This is a genomic window from Streptomyces sp. NPDC006140 (assembly GCF_040628815.1).
GTDB lineage: Bacteria > Actinomycetota > Actinomycetes > Streptomycetales > Streptomycetaceae > Streptomyces.
Window position 1 is genome coordinate 19,997 of sequence record NZ_JBEXTS010000024.1, and the last position, 13,893, is coordinate 33,889.

Annotated in this window: 12 protein-coding genes and 1 pseudogene; 4 read left to right on the plus strand and 9 right to left on the minus strand. The window is 75.0% G+C overall.

Going from position 1 to position 13,893, the window contains the following annotated elements; genetic code table 11:
* Window positions 1–25 precede the first annotated feature (25 nt).
* The 8 genes from ABZ386_RS38755 to ABZ386_RS38790 all read right to left on the minus strand — a co-directional run bounded on the left by ABZ386_RS38755 (window position 26) and on the right by ABZ386_RS38790 (window position 8,020).
* Window positions 26–1,291, minus strand: coding sequence for an MFS transporter (locus tag ABZ386_RS38755; RefSeq protein ID WP_356618439.1), 1,266 nt, complete (start codon window positions 1,289–1,291; stop codon window positions 26–28).
* On the minus strand, window positions 1,288–2,325 hold the full coding sequence (locus ABZ386_RS38760) for an alcohol dehydrogenase catalytic domain-containing protein (RefSeq protein ID WP_351347155.1): 1,038 nt from the start codon (window positions 2,323–2,325) through the stop codon (window positions 1,288–1,290). Before ABZ386_RS38760 ends, ABZ386_RS38755 begins: the two co-directional genes overlap by 4 nt.
* Entirely contained in the window at window positions 2,322–3,152 is an 831-nt protein-coding gene (locus ABZ386_RS38765) for a TIM barrel protein (protein ID WP_358968236.1), read from the minus strand. Before ABZ386_RS38765 ends, ABZ386_RS38760 begins: the two co-directional genes overlap by 4 nt.
* Complete coding sequence (locus ABZ386_RS38770) at window positions 3,149–4,237, minus strand: alcohol dehydrogenase catalytic domain-containing protein (protein ID WP_358968239.1); 1,089 nt, start codon at window positions 4,235–4,237, stop codon at window positions 3,149–3,151. Before ABZ386_RS38770 ends, ABZ386_RS38765 begins: the two co-directional genes overlap by 4 nt.
* Window positions 4,234–5,265 (minus strand): ROK family protein, encoded by a 1,032-nt coding sequence (locus tag ABZ386_RS38775; RefSeq protein WP_358968242.1) that lies wholly within the window; start codon window positions 5,263–5,265, stop codon window positions 4,234–4,236. The genes ABZ386_RS38770 and ABZ386_RS38775 overlap by 4 nt, the downstream gene beginning before the upstream one ends.
* Complete coding sequence (locus tag ABZ386_RS38780) at window positions 5,262–5,945, minus strand: HAD-IA family hydrolase (protein WP_358968245.1); 684 nt, start codon at window positions 5,943–5,945, stop codon at window positions 5,262–5,264. Before ABZ386_RS38780 ends, ABZ386_RS38775 begins: the two co-directional genes overlap by 4 nt.
* A 72-nt stretch (window positions 5,946–6,017) precedes the next feature.
* The gene (locus ABZ386_RS38785) at window positions 6,018–6,788 is read right to left on the minus strand and encodes an SDR family oxidoreductase (RefSeq protein ID WP_356670422.1); all 771 of its coding nucleotides are present in this window, start codon (window positions 6,786–6,788) and stop codon (window positions 6,018–6,020) included.
* On the minus strand, window positions 6,785–8,020 hold the full coding sequence (locus ABZ386_RS38790; RefSeq protein WP_358968247.1) for a sedoheptulose 7-phosphate cyclase: 1,236 nt from the start codon (window positions 8,018–8,020) through the stop codon (window positions 6,785–6,787). Before ABZ386_RS38790 ends, ABZ386_RS38785 begins: the two co-directional genes overlap by 4 nt.
* Window positions 8,021–8,254: 234 nt before the next feature.
* Between ABZ386_RS38790 and ABZ386_RS38795 the strand changes: the two genes are divergently transcribed.
* From ABZ386_RS38795 to ABZ386_RS38805, 3 genes and pseudogenes are all read left to right on the plus strand, one after another.
* Complete coding sequence (locus ABZ386_RS38795) at window positions 8,255–8,734, plus strand: hypothetical protein (RefSeq protein WP_351347169.1); 480 nt, start codon at window positions 8,255–8,257, stop codon at window positions 8,732–8,734.
* 83 nt (window positions 8,735–8,817) lie between these two features.
* A pseudogene (locus ABZ386_RS38800) lies at window positions 8,818–8,973 on the plus strand (alcohol dehydrogenase catalytic domain-containing protein); the annotation flags it as partial.
* A 332-nt stretch (window positions 8,974–9,305) separates the two neighbouring features.
* Window positions 9,306–9,641, plus strand: a complete 336-nt coding sequence (locus tag ABZ386_RS38805) for a zinc-binding dehydrogenase (RefSeq protein ID WP_358968250.1) — start codon at window positions 9,306–9,308, stop codon at window positions 9,639–9,641.
* Between the two features lie 129 nt (window positions 9,642–9,770).
* Here the strand turns inward: ABZ386_RS38805 and ABZ386_RS38810 are convergent, their stop codons facing one another.
* A complete protein-coding gene (locus ABZ386_RS38810) occupies window positions 9,771–10,301 on the minus strand; it encodes a hypothetical protein (RefSeq protein WP_355726830.1) in 531 nt (176 codons plus the stop codon).
* A gap of 340 nt (window positions 10,302–10,641) precedes the next feature.
* Between ABZ386_RS38810 and ABZ386_RS38815 the strand changes: the two genes are divergently transcribed.
* Complete coding sequence (locus ABZ386_RS38815) at window positions 10,642–13,845, plus strand: tetratricopeptide repeat protein (protein WP_358968252.1); 3,204 nt, start codon at window positions 10,642–10,644, stop codon at window positions 13,843–13,845.
* Window positions 13,846–13,893 lie beyond the last annotated feature (48 nt).

Below are 13,893 nucleotides of genomic sequence, written 5' to 3' on the forward strand. Positions count from 1 at the left end.
TAGCAACGCGCCTTCTTGAGACGCTTCAGTGCTCCTGTGAGCACAGTTCCGGGTGCCGGTCCCCGGGTTCCTGCGCCGCCGGCACGGGCCGCCGCACCAGGACCACCGCCAGCACCAGCGCCACGAGCGCGGTGGAGGTGACCGGCAGCCACAGCGACGAGTGGGCCAGCAAGGCGGCGCCCAGGGCCGAACCACCGGCGATCCCGATCTGGAAGCCGGTGACGTAGACCGAGGAGGCCCGGTCGGCGTCCTCGCCGGCCAGGCGCATCACACCCGTCTGGAAGACGGGCCCGGCCGCGGCGAACGCGCCGCCCCACAGGGCGACGGCGACCGCGGCCGCCGCGCCACGCGTGGTGGTGCCGTCCAGGGCCGAGGCGAGCGCCAGCAGCCCGATGCCCACCGCGAAGACCGCGATGGTCACGGCCGCCGTCCGCTGCGGGGCCGTGTCGTTGTGCCGGCCCACCAGGAAGGTGCCCACCGCCCCCGCGGCCCCGAAGACCGCGAGCAGCACGACCACCGCGGCGGAGGTGCCGGTGAGGTCGGCGACGAGCACGGCGAAGTAGGTGTAGCTCAGGAAGTGCGCGGTGATGAGCACGACCGCGACGGCGCACAGGGTCAGCACACGCGGCCAGGGCACCGCCGGCCGGCCGGGCTCCGGGACGGCCGGCCCCCGCGGTTCCCCGGCCACGGGCGGCCGGGGGTCGCGTCGCAGCCCGAGAGCCCAGACCAGCCCGAGCGTCACGGCGACGGTGGCCGCCGCGAGGACCAGTGCCGTGGCGCGCCAGCCGATCAGCTCGCCGATGAACGTGGTCCCCGGGCTGCCGAGGATCGCGGCCAGCGTGGAGCCGCCGAACACCGCCGCGGTGGCGGTGCCCACGCGCTCGCGCGGCACCAGCGTGGCCGCGGCCGGGGCGATCAGCGACCACAGCACCCCGTGCGTCAGGGCCGCGGCGACCCGGCTGACCACCATCATCGAGAAGCTGGTCGCGGCCGCCGCGAGCAGCTCGGCGACGACGAGGACGAGGAGGGAGACCACCAGGGCGGTGCCCCGGGAGACGCGGGAGGCCAGCGCGACCGTCGGCACCGTGACGACGGCGGCGACCACGGCGTAGCCGCTGATCAGCAGGCCCACCCGGCCGGCCGAGACATCGAGGTCGCGGGCGATGTCCTGGATGAGCCCGACCGGGAAGACCTCGAAGGTGACGTAGACGAAGGTGGCGCTCGCCAGGACGGCCAGCCGCGCGGCGGTCGGCGCGTCGATCCGTTCCCGGGCCACTGCGGTGCCGCTCATGCCGCGCCGGGTTCCGCGAGCGCCGGGTCGATCCGGACGAGGACCTTGGGACGGTTCCGGCTCCCGTCGGCGAGCCGGGCGAAGGCGGCGTCCAGTTCGTCCAGCGGGAAGACCCGGTCGACGAGGGCGTCCAGGTTCACCGCGCCCGACTCGACGAGCCCGACGAGCCGGTCCCAGTAGCCGATCCCGGACAGCACGCCGTGCAGCGTCACGTCCCGGATCACCAGACCGGCCGCGTCGAAGCCGTCCACGGCGTGGTGGGGGGTGCCCAGTTGGGCGATGCGCCCGCCCGCGGCGACCAGGCGGACGGCGGAGCGGACCGCCGCCTCGCTGCCCGACGCCTCGATCACGGCGTCGTAGGCCTCCTCGTCCGCCGCGGCCGGGCCGGCCTGGGCGCGCAGGCCCAGCTCGGCGGCCAGCGCGCGGGCGGCCGGGTTCGGATCGAGGACGACGGTGTCCGCGCCGATCGCCCGGGCCGTCTGGGCCGCCGCGACCCCGAGCGTGCCCGCGCCGAGCACCGCGACGCGGTCCGACGCCGTCACGCCGAGCCGGTCCACGGCGTGCACCGCGGCGGCGGTCGGCTCCAGCAGGGCGCCGGCCGCGTCGGACAGGGCGTCGGGGATCCGGGTGAGGGTGTCCTGCGGCGCGGTGATCAGCTGCGCGCCGGCGCCCGGGCGGGGACCGAGCACGCCGATCTCGCTGCGGTCCGGGCAGGAGCGGATGCGCCCGGCGTGGCAGTGCGCGCACCGGCCGCAGACGCGGAAGTTGTGGCCCGACACCCGCCGGCCGAGCAGGTCCGGGTCGGTGCCGGGGCCGGTCCCGACGACGGTGCCGATCCACTCGTGGCCCGGGACGAAGGGGTAGCTCTTCAGGCCGTCGCGCAGGTAGTTGCTGCTGCCGTCGAAGAAGCCGAGGTCGGTGCCGCACAGGCCGAGCAGGCTCACCCGGACGAGGACCTCGCCGGGGCCGGGTTCGGGCGGTGCGGTCTCGGTGACGGTCAGCGTGCGGGGGGCGGTGAGCTGGATGGTTCTCATGGTGCGTCCTCGGGGTGGCGGGGGTCTTCGGCCGCGCGGCGGCAGAGCGCGATGTCCTCGCGCAGGCGGCCCGGGGTCTTCCGGTAGTCGTTCTCCACGAGCACCGAGCGGGCGCGGGAGCACCGCAGCAGGGCCGGGAGGTCGTCGGCGGAGGGGGCCGTCGTACGGGAGCCGTCCTTGACGTGCAGGTCCGGCAGCAGGAGCCCGGCGGCCCCGACCTGTTCGGCGAAGGCGAGCGGCCGCAGGCCCGCGTCGGCCAGGTTGCCGGTGTCCAGGACCAGCCGCAGGGCCGGGTGGTCCACCGCCCGGGCCAGTGCGAGGGAGTCGTGCGGGCCGAGCGGCGACTCGTAGGCGACCAGCAGGTCCGTCCCGGCGAGCCGCGCGCACAGGCCGCGCAGCGCCTCGGCCGTTCCGACGCGCAGTCCGTCGGTGTTCGGCAGGCTTCGCCGGAAGCCGGGCACGTGGAGCACGGCGGCACCCAGGTGCAGGGCGCAGTCCAGGGCCCGCAGCAGGAGCTCGACGGCCGCCGGGTTCGCGGTGCCCTGCTCGTGTGCCAGGCCGATGTCGTTGAGGTGGTTGACGGCGAGCACGGGTACCGGGAGCTCCCCGGTGACCGCCTCGGCCGCTCGCAGGGCGGCGCGGTCGCTCAGCGGCGGGCCGCGGTGGGCACCGCCGTAGTCGAGGTGCAGCTGATCGGCCCCCGCCGCGAGGGCGGCGCGGGCGGCCGCCCGGCGGTCGGTGTCGATCCGCCACTGCGGCGCGGCGACGGCGAGCGCGGTCGGAGCCGGGCCGGCCGGGGGCAGGGCCGTGGCGGCCGGTGCGGTCATGGCCGGCTCCCGACACGGATCGCGGTCTTGAGTACGCGGCGGTCGTCGGCGCGGCGCCTGGACGTGGTCAGCACGGTGTTGACGAGGTCGGCGGCCTCCTCCAGTCCGACCTCGTGGGTGAGCACCTGCTCCCCGAGCCGCGGGGTGGTCCGCAGCAGCTCGACGGCGTCCCGCAGCTGGTCGCCGGAGACGCCGCGGTGGCCGCAGAGCAGGAGCCTGCCGTGCGGACGGGCGAACTCCTCGCCCCGCGGGGGCCAGGGGGCTCCACCGCAGTTCGCCGTACGGAGCGCGGCGACGTCGATGTCGCCCGCGGTCAGCGGGACCGGCCCCGAGGGCAGCCCGGCGTGCACGTCGACCAGGAGCGTGCCCGGCACGTACCGGTCCAGGGTGGTCAGCGCCTCGCGCGTCCCGGTGCGGGGCGTGCAGATGACGGCGGCGACCGGTGAGGGCAGACCGGCCAGCAGCCGGGGGAGGTCGGCGTCGTGCGGGTCGACGGCGTCGTCGCCGTGCCCCACGAGAAGGGTGCGCGGCCCGGGCTCCTCCGTGCGCCACAACTCGCGCGCGAGGCGCCCCACGATGCCGTCGCCCCACACGACCAGCGCCGCCGGGCGCAGCGTGTGGCGCACGATCCGCGCGCCGTACCGGGCGGCGGCGAGCGGTTCCGCGAGCGCGGCCACCCGTGGCCGTGCGGCGTCGGCGGGCACCGGGACGACCAGTCCGGCGCGTACGGCCGCGGCGGGGATGCGGGTGCGCTCCGCCCACAGCCCGGGAAGGTTGTGGCCGAGCAGGAAGGACGGGTCCTCGGGATGCGTGGGGTTCACGGTGACCGGCGTGCCCGCCGCCAGCCCGGAGTCCCCGGGTTCGACCACGTGGGCGACGCCCTCGTGGCCGAGGACGGGGCTGGGGTCGTCGCGCAGGCCGCGCAGGATCTGCCAGTCGGTGCCGCAGATGCCCACGACCGCCGGCGCGAGCAGGACGTCGCCGGGGTCGAGCCGGGGGGTGCGCACCTCGGCCACCTCGACCAGAGTGCGGCCGGAGCTGTCGGCGGGCCGGCGGACCAGGGCCCGGTGGGTCGCGGCGCTCACGGGGTGACCCCCGGGAGCCAGTCGCCGATGCGCAGGACCCCGCGCAGCGGGTCCACCTGTCCCGGGCCGCAGAACACGAGCCGGTCGCCGAGCCAGGCGTCGTCGCGCCCCCGGTCGGCGTAGGAGGTGGCGGTGGCGAGGCGGCGGCGGATCTCGGCCGCGTAGTGGCCGGCCAGCCCTTCGGTCACGCCCCCGCCGATCCCGATCAGGTCGAGGTGCGGGTCGAGGCACCACAGGGTGCGCAGCAGGTGGGCGACCGGGGCGACGCACAGCTCCAGCAGCCGCCTCGCGCCGGGGTCGTTCGCGTCGAGAGCGCCCGGGAGCCAGTCGGCGACCTGCGGGGCCCGGGGTATCCCGAGCCGCCGGGCCGCGCGGACGAGGCCCGGCCCGGAGGCGAGCGAGGCCAGGTGGTCCGTCGCGCCGCACTCACAGGGCAGTCCCGCCAGCACGTCCGCGCCGGGGTCGGTGAGCGGGACCGGCAGGTGGCCGACCTCGCCCTGCAGCCCCCAGGTGTCGACCGGGATCCTGGTCCGCTCCAGATCCGCGATCCGCAGGGCGATGCCGCTGCTGACGGTCAGATAGGCGACCCGGCGGGTGCCGGGCCGGGCGTGCACGGCGGCGAAGTCCAGCAGTGCCGCGGTGACGTCGTTGACGAGGTGCCAGGTGACGTCGGGCCGGCTCCGCCGCAGGTCGGCGGCGAGGTCGTACGGGGTGTCCGCGGCCCCCCACAGCGGAGCCGATCCGTAGACGGTGCCGGTGAGATGGTCGATCGCCGCGCCGAAGGAGAGGGCGGCGCGGGCGCCCGTGGGGACCCGGTCGCTGAGCAGCTCGACCATGTCGGCCCGCAGCCGGGCGGTGGAGCGGTCCGGGTGGCGCAGGTGGCTGGGCGAGGGCACCCGTTCCACCGGCGCGCCCGGTCCGCCGGTGCTCATCCGCACCCAGGTGCCGCCGATGTCCGCCGCGAAGGTCGCCGCCGGCGCGGTCCGACGGTCCTCGATCGGGTCCTGGGAGGCGGCGACGGTGCTCATCGCCGGACCACCGGTCCCGCGGCGACCGGCTCGGGCACGTCGAGGGTCACCCCGGCCCGGCCCGGCTGCCGGTCGGTGACCCGGAACCCGCGGAAGTCGGCCCAGCGCGGGGCCACGTCGTCGTAGGCGTCGAGGCTGCCGATGACCACGGTGCGTCCGCAGCCGGCGAGTCCGGCCTGCACTCCGGCGCTGGAGTCCTCGACGACGACGGCGTCCTCCGGCGGGCAGCCGAGCGCGGCGGCGGCCCGCAGATAGCCCTCGGGTTCCGGCTTGCCGCGCGTCACGTCGTCCGCGCTCACCAGGATCGCGGGCAGCGGGAGCCCCGCCGCCGCCATCCGCACCTCCGCCAGCCGGCGGCTCGCGGAGGTGACCACGGCCCAGGCGTCCGGCGGCAGTTCGGCCAGCAGCGCCCGGGCGCCGGGGACCTCCGTGATGCCGGTGGTCTCCGACTCCTCGTGCGCGACGAGGCGCCGGGTCTCCGCCGCCGCCTGCTCGGGGTCGGGGAGGAAGCGGCACACGGTCTCCCGGGTGGGGCGCCCGTGGGCGAAGGCCAGCACCTCCGCGAGGTCGAGCTGGTGCCGCTCGCAGAAGCCGGCCCAGGTGGACTCGACCAGCGCGGTGGAGTCCACGAGGGTGCCGTCCATGTCGAACAGCAGTGCAGCCGCGTGCAGTTGAGGCAAGGGATGCTCCTGGGAAAGGGTCCGCGGACGGACCGGTGACGTACGGATGACCGGCCACGGCCGGGTGGCCGGCTACGGCCGGGCGCCGGCGAGCGGGCGCGACTGGGACACGGGGAGGTCGTCCGCGACGGACGTCCAGCTGGTGTCCTCGTGCACGACGAGCGCTTCCCCGGCGTGCGGCACCCCGCGGGTGCGGGCGAGTTCGACGGCCAGCGGTGCGAAGGCGGCCGGGGACATGTAGCCGCTGTAGTCGAAGTCCGCGGACCGGCGGGCCCGGATGCCGGGGCTGTCGACCATGCCGGCGGGCAGGGCCTGCACGAACGTCGTCTCGGCCGGGTCGATCTCCTGCGACACCGAGCGGATCAGGGAGTCGGCGGCGGCCTTGGTGGCGGCGTAGCCCGAGCGGTTCGGCCCGGCGTTGTAGACGACCTCGGACGAGATGTGCAGGAACATCCCGGGGGCGGCCGCGCGCAGCTTGGGCAGCGCCGCACGCAGCGTCCACGCCAGACCGTGCACGTTGACCGCGAACTGGTCCAGCCAGTCGGCCTCGCTCACCTGCGTGAACGGCTCACGCCGGGAGGTGAAGTAGACGGCGGAGTAGCAGGCCAGGTCCGTCCGCTCCGGGATGCCGGCCCGCAGCGCCTCCTCGGCCTGCTCCGGGTCGCGGAAGTCGAGCCGGTGCCAGAGCAGCCGGTCACTGCCCTGGCCGGCGGGCCGGCTGCGGCTGAAGACGTGGGTCTCGATGCCGGCGGCGGCCCAGGCGTCGGCGACGCCCCGCCCGATCCCGGTCGAGCCGCCGATGACCACCGCACGCTCGGGCATGCGCTCCGGGGCGGCACTCATGCGCTCACCAGGGCCTGGGCCGGGGCGTCCTGCGTCATGTCCTCGGCGCGGCGGCGCAGCAGCTGTGCCGCCGCGCGCAGTTCGGCGGGTTCGACGTCGTTGACGAAGCGGTGGCGCCCGATGCCGACCGGCAACGGCAGCCGCTGCCGGCCGTCGCGGTGGCGCACGGTGTCGCGCAGCGCCGCCTCCAGCAGGCTCGGGTCGTCCAGCACGTCGTTCCACAGCGGCAGTCCGAGCGCGCGGATGACGGAGAAGATCCGGTCGGCCTGCTCCTGGCCGACGTCGCCGCGCAGGAGACCCAGCGCCGTGGTGAGCGCCATGTCGATCACGACGGCCTCGCCGTGCAGCAGCTCCGGGAGGGCGTGCATCTCGATGGTGGGGCTGAAGGTGTGCCCGTAGTCCACGCAGCGCTCCAGCGCGGACTCCCACAGGTTGGGCTGCAGCTCTTCGAGCATGAGGTGGATGGACTCGGCGACGATCGCGTCGGCGGCCCGGGCGAGTTCGCCGGTGGAGCCCTGGAAGCGGTCCGCGCGCACCTCGGGGCCGGACCTCTCCAGCAGTTCGAACAGTTCCTCGGAGCGGATCAGCGCCATCTTCAGGATCTCGGCCAGGCCGTTGCTGATGTGCCGCAGGTCCAGGCTGCGCAGGAACGAGCGGTCGAGGAAGGTGGCCGTGGCGGCCGCGTAGGTCCCCAGCCGGTTCTTCCCGGTGTCGTAGTTGACGCCGGTCTTGACGCCGACTCCCGCGTCGACGAGGCCGATCAGCGTCGTGGGGATGCGGATGTACGGGGTTCCGCGCCGGTAGAGGCTCGCCGCGAATCCGACGATGTCGGTGAGCACCCCGCCGCCGATGGCGATGACCGGCTCGCGGCGGCGGTCGATGCCGAAGTCGTTCATGGCGTCGACGACCCGGGAGACGGCGTCGAACTGCTTCACGGTCTCGTCGGCGCGCAGGGCGAGCACCGTGACCGCGATGTCGTGGTGGTCGAAGAACGCGCGGATCCGCGCGCCGTAGAGCGCGTCCACGTTCTCGTCGATGACGACGAGCCGCCGCTCTCCGGCCCGCAGCGGGGCGTCCGGGCAGCCCGTCAGCAGCGTGGTGTTGTCCGGCGAGAAGAGGTGGTCGGAGCTGACGACGTGGTACCGCACCTGGCGCACGGCCTCGACCGTCCAGGCCGGGCCGTTGTCCATGGCCAGGCGGAGCCCCTGGGTGAACTGAGTACCGCTATGCATGTCCCCTCCAAAATCGATGCCACATCACTGCACGGGTGACCTCTTGAGCAGCGTTGTGTCGAATATAGTAGCAGCAGAACCGCCACATGTAACATTCGTGCTAAGCTGATGGGCACGGAGACGACGCTGTCGACGCACGGGGGACAAACGCAGCGCGCATCCGCCGGGCTGAGCCGCACCGCGCCTCACCGCCGCCACCCTGAGTCGCCGGAACCCCCCTGGAAGGTCGACCGCATGGCCACGCTGGCAGAACGCCTGAATGCCTGGTTCGCGGATGCCGCCACGGCTGATGCCGTGGGCCGGCTGCGTGAACCGACAACCTCCGAAGTCGCCCAGGCGATCTCGCAGGACCCGAGCCACGACGTCACGATCTCCCGGAGCTATCTGACGGCGTTGCGCAACGGCTCGCAGACCAACCCGACGGTCAGCGTGCTCTCGGCGATCGTGCGGTATTTCCAGTCCCGGGAGATGACGCTGCCGGTGTCGGTGAGCGCGCTCATCTCGGAGGACCCGCCCGCCCCCGTCCAGGAGGAGAAGGACGAGTGGGCCGAAGCGCTCTCCGACCGGCAGGTGCGCTCCATCGCCATGCGCGCCGGCCAGCTCACCCCGGCCATGCGCGAGCAACTGCTGTCGATCATGGACGTGCTGGACGACCCGAAGAAGTCCGCGAAGTCCTCCCCCGAGGCGAAGTCCCCTGAGGAGGGAGACGCGTGAAGGCCGTCCGCCTCACCCGGACCGGCGGACCCGAGGTCCTGGAAGTCCAGGAGGTGCCCGACCCGGAGCCCGCGGAAAACCTGGTGATCAGGACAGCCGCCGCGGCCGTCAACCCGGTGGACCTGGCGACCCGTTCGGGCCTGATCCCCACCTCACTGCCCGCCGTGCTCGGCTGGGACCTGGCGGGCACCGTCGCGCACGCCCCGGCGGGCTCCGGCTTCCGCGCCGGTGACCGCGTCCTGGCGATGACCGCGCAACTGGGCACCGGCGTGGGCAGCATGGCCGAGTACGTGTCCTTCGACCCGAAGTACGTGGCGCGGGTGCCGCAGGGCATGGCCCTCACGGACGCCGCCGCCCTGCCGCTCGCGGGTGTGACCGCGGTGCAGTTGCTGCGCCGGACCCCGGACCGCCGAGGCAAGCGGATCCTGCTGATCGGCGCCCAGGGGGCGTCGGCGCGCACCTCGCGGCCCGCCTGCTCGACGAGGCGTCGGCCCGCACCGACCTGCTCGTCCGACCCGCCGACCGCTCCGCATGGCAGGAGCGGCGGGCCGGGTGCCCGGCCGACGGCGCGGTGCTCACCGACCCCGCGCAGGTGGAGGCCGGGGCCTACGACATCGTCATCGACGCCGGCGGCGCGCCCGGCCTGTTCGAGGCCGTGCGCCCGCGGGGCGCCTTCCTCACCATCACCCCGTTCAGCGCCCCGGACCCGGCCGTGCGGCCCGACGTGGCGTACACCCTCATCGGCGTGGAACTGGACGGGGACGACCTGGCCGACGTGGCCGAGACCGCGGCCCGGGGGGACGGCCCGCGCCAGGAGACCACCGTGCTCCCCTTCGAGGAGGCGGCCGAGGCCCACCGGCGCCTGGAGCGCGGCGGTTTCCGCGGCAAGCTGGTGTTGGTCCCCTAGACCTCCGGCTCCTCAGGCCTCCGGCTCCCTGGGCCTCCGGCTCCCTGGGCCTTCTGGTCCCCCAGGGGGCCGCCGCCTTGTCCTTCGGCCGGCCGCCCGGCCGCGAAGCACCGGGCGGCGGCCCGGAGTTCACGTGAGCCCGTTCTCGAAGACGAGGCTGCCGTAGACGGAGGGCCGCCACGGCTCGTCGAGCCCGTGGCGCCGCGCCTGCCGCTGCGCCGCCATCGCCTGGTGCATGAGCGTGGACGCGACGATCTCCGCGTCCCTCTCGTCCCGGTCGGAGTAGCAGTTGCGCAACTGCGGCTGCTCCGGCCGCTCCCCCGCCAGGTCGTAGGCGACGATGTGCCCGACCTCGTGCAGGATGATGTGCTCCTGATGCGCCTTGGTGGTCTTCGCCTGGTAGACGATGACGTCCTCGTCCTGGCGGGAGAGCAGGACGCCGAAGGGGCCGTCGGCCGGCAGGTCCCACTCCAGCAGTCTGATCGGCGTACCGCGCTGCTCGGCCAGCAACTCGCACAGCTTGGTGACGCCCAGCGGCAGCGGAGGCGCGAGTTCCCGTATCAGCCGGCGGCTGTGCGATCTCAGCTCCGCGTCCCGTCGCCGATCGTCGCCCAGGCCCGGGAACCTTCCCCCACCGCGCCGGAATAATGTGCTGAACACCTGTACCCCTGTGTGTCATGACATCTACTCACGGACCGCACACGACACACCGTTGAGCCAGAGCCGGCCGGCCCCAATCTACCGTGCTCCCCCTCGCCACCCGAAGGGCGCGGGCCCGGCAGCACGGTGAGACGCGGTGCGAGGACCCCTCGCGGGACGCACGTCCGCCGCGCGCGCCGCAGACCGACCCGCCCTCCTCTTCACACAATCGGTCCGGGCACGCCCCCTCGCCCCGATGCGCCGTCCGCAGCACACTTGACCAGAACACGACCGAGACAACGAGCGAGGGACGACCGAGGGACCACCGAGGATCGCCGTTGCCGCCGGAGGGGGACGTGACATGCGGGACAGTCATCGGGCGGAGGCCGAGCGGCTGTTGGTACGGGCCGTGGAGGAGGAGGTGCGCCGCTCGGGCGGGCGCAGCGACGGGAAGGTGCTTCTCGCGCGGGCGCGCGGGGCGCTCGACTCGATGGCGCAGAGCGCGGCCGAGGAGTACGAGGCCTACACGCGCGCCCTGGACGAGGCGGCGGCCGGGCAGCTCACCTTCGGGCAGCGCTACGCCCGGGAGGGCGCCGGGACACCGCTGCTGGTGGCGGGGGTCGCGGCCGTCGCTGCCGTCGTCGCCGACATGGCCCTCGGCACGGACACCGGCACGGCGCTCGGCGCGGGCGTGGCCGTCGGTGTCGTGGGCGCCGCCGCGACGGTCGTGAAGGTGGTCGGCTCCCATCTGCCGGCCGCGCACCACCGCGCCGGGGCCGTGAGCCAGCCGGGCGGACCGGAGCAGCTGCGGCTGCAGTGGCTGACGGCACTGGAGGTGCGGGGCATCCGTCCGTTCCTGGACCAGCAGCGGCTGCTCGCCGCGTCCACCGCTCCGAAGAAGACCGGGCCGCGGCTGCGGGGCGCCGACAAGAGCGCGGCGGCGCGCGGACGCAACGTGCTGGAGCAGTCCTTCGCGCAACTGCCGGAACCGGCGCGGCCGTTCGCCGGGCGGCGGCAGGAGCTGGCGCAGATCCGGCAGTGGGTGCAGGCGGCCCGGGCGAGCACGGAGACCCAGCCGACCGTGGTCGTGCTGCACGGCACGCCCGGCAGCGGCCGCACCACCCTCGCGGTGCACGCCACGCACGATCTGAAGGACTACTTCCGCGGCGCCTGCGTCGTCGACCTGCGCGCCGAGGGCCCGGCCGGGAACCCGCTGTCCACCCGCGACGCCCTGCTGCACCTGCTCAACCGGCTCGGCGCGCCCCGCGAGCAACTGCTGTTCCGCGAGCGCTCCTCCCCCGACCAGCAGGTCAAACGGCTCAGCGAGCTGTACCACCAGCATCTGACCGGCCTGCCGGTCACGGTCGTCCTCGACGACGCCTCGGACGCCGGCCAGATCCGCGCCCTGGTCCCGGAGCGCTCCGACAGCCTGGTGCTGGTGACCGCGCGGGGGCCGCTGGACCTGGGCGGCCTGCCCGCGCGGGTGCACCAGCTGGCGGTGGAGCCGCTGGACGCGGCCGGTGCGGAGGAGCTGCTGGGCGCGGCGGCGCAGGACCGTTCCGGGCCGTACGACGCCGAGTCCGCCGACCAGGTGCGGGAGCTGTGCGGCGGGCTGCCGCTGGCGCTGCGCATCGCCGGCTCCTGTCTCGGGCCGCGCTCCCCGCGCGCCCTGGCCACGGACCTCGGCGCGTACGGCCCGGTCGAGCCGGTCGAGCGCGCCCTGTGGCTGCGCTACACCGACCAGTCGGAGACCGTACGGCGGCTGCTGCGCCGGCTGGCCCTGGCCGGCCGGGCCTCGCTGGGCGTCGCCGCGGCCGCCGCGCTGCTGGCCACCGACGAGGCGGAGGCGACCCGCCACCTGGAGGCGCTGACCCGCGCCGGGCTGATCGACCACGTCCGGGGCAACCGCTACCGGCTGCACGACCTGGTCCGTGCCTTCGCCCAGGCCCGCCTCCTCGACGAGGAGGAACCGGCCGAGCGCACGGCGGCACAGGAGCGGCTGATCGTGAACTACGCCGAGCTGGCCGACTCCGTGCTGCGCATGGTCGACGGCAACATGTCGACCCGCACCAACCGCTTCAGCCCGTACGGCTTCACCTCCCTGGACGAGGCGCTGCGCTGGCTGGACGACGAGTCGAGCTTCATCACGGCGGCGCTGCGGCACGCCGAGGGCGTGAACCAGGCGGCGGTGCTGAACCTGCTGGGCGCCCTGTGCGACTACTGCCTGCTGCGCGGCGACCTCTACCGCCTGGGCGAGATCAGCGAACTCGCCCAGGCGGTGGACGAGGGGCTGCTGGTCCGGTCGGTGCAGTGGCGCACCGGCATCGCGGCCCGGCAGCTCGGCGAACTCGACAAGGCCCGGACGACCCTCGCCTCGGTCGTCGACCTCTACCGGGAGGCCCATCACGACGCGGGTGCCGCCCGCGCCCTGTGCTCCCTCGGCATCACCCTGCACCACCAGGGCAACCTGACGGAGGCGTCGGCGAAGCTCCGCGAGGCCCTGGCCTTGCAGTCCTCGCCCGCGCTGACCACGGACCGGGCGTGGACGATGCACGCCCTCGCGGCGGTGGAACGCGACCGGGCCCGGCTGGCGGAGGCGCTGGACCTGCTGACCGAGTCGCTGGTCCTGCACCGCGCGGGCGAGTCCGTGCACGGCCAGGCCTGGGCGCACTTCCAGCTCGGCCAGCTCGGTCTGCGCATGGGCGACGTCCCGCGTGCCGAGTCCGAGCTGCGCGCGGCCCTCGACCTGTACGGCCGCACCCGCGACGCCCGCGGCGAGGCCTGGGCCCTGACCCAGCTGGCCCGGGCCCGGCTGGTCGCCGGCGACGCGTCCCCGGCCGTGGAGGAGCTGCGCGGCGCGGCGGCCCGGCACCGCGACAACGAGGACGCGCGCGGCGAGGCGTGGACCCTCTACTACCTCGGTCAGGCCCTGGAGGAGACGGGCACCCTGGACCAGGCGGTCCGCGAACTGGAACGCTCGCGCACGATGTTCTCGCGCATGCGGGACGTCTACGGCCTGGCCTGCGCCCGCCACCACTCGGCCCGCGTGACCCGCGACCAGCGGGCGGCCCAGACGGGCTCGCTGCGCAACTCCGGCTTCGCTCGCCAGCTCCTGGTCGACGCCCGCGCCGACTTCCAGCGCATCGGCGTCGCCCACGGCGAGGCCTGGACCTGCCTGGAACTGGCGGTCGTGGACGCGGGCAACGCGCGCGCCCAGCAGGCCCTGGCCCTGTGCGACGAGGCCGCCGCCCTCTTCACGTCCTACGGCGACCGCCGGGGCGAGGACTGGGCCCGCTTCCTGCGCTGCACCCTCCTGCCCTACGCGGCCCCGGGCGGCGTGGAGGTCGGCACGGCCGTGGCCCAGGAGGAACTGGCCCAGCTGTCCCGCGCCGGCCACCCCCTGCGCGACGACAAACTCGACGAGTACGCCGACGCCTGGGCCCTGCTGCTGGAACGCGGCGTGAGCCTGGAGGCGGGCTGGCAGGCCTGGCGACTGGGCATGACGCCGAGCCGGCACGCACGGGAGGTGATGGGGGTGGCGGTGGAGCCGAAGGAGCAGGTCTGAGGCAGCCCTGAGGCACAGGGGGCACCCCGTCGGCGGCGGACGGGCCAC

What these genes read in the sequence shown, in the direction of transcription:
- ABZ386_RS38765 (WP_358968236.1), bottom strand. Translation starts at nt 3,152, where the DNA reads ATGACCGCACCGGCCGCCACGGCCCTGCCCCCGGCCGGCCCGGCTCCG.
- ABZ386_RS38790 (WP_358968247.1), bottom strand. Translation starts at nt 8,020, where the DNA reads ATGCATAGCGGTACTCAGTTCACCCAGGGGCTCCGCCTGGCCATGGAC.
- ABZ386_RS38815 (WP_358968252.1), top strand. Translation starts at nt 10,642, where the DNA reads ATGCGGGACAGTCATCGGGCGGAGGCCGAGCGGCTGTTGGTACGGGCC.
- ABZ386_RS38785 (WP_356670422.1), bottom strand. Translation starts at nt 6,788, where the DNA reads ATGAGTGCCGCCCCGGAGCGCATGCCCGAGCGTGCGGTGGTCATCGGC.
- ABZ386_RS38755 (WP_356618439.1), bottom strand. Translation starts at nt 1,291, where the DNA reads ATGAGCGGCACCGCAGTGGCCCGGGAACGGATCGACGCGCCGACCGCC.
- ABZ386_RS38775 (WP_358968242.1), bottom strand. Translation starts at nt 5,265, where the DNA reads ATGAGCACCGTCGCCGCCTCCCAGGACCCGATCGAGGACCGTCGGACC.
- ABZ386_RS38795 (WP_351347169.1), top strand. Translation starts at nt 8,255, where the DNA reads ATGGCCACGCTGGCAGAACGCCTGAATGCCTGGTTCGCGGATGCCGCC.
- ABZ386_RS38760 (WP_351347155.1), bottom strand. Translation starts at nt 2,325, where the DNA reads ATGAGAACCATCCAGCTCACCGCCCCCCGCACGCTGACCGTCACCGAG.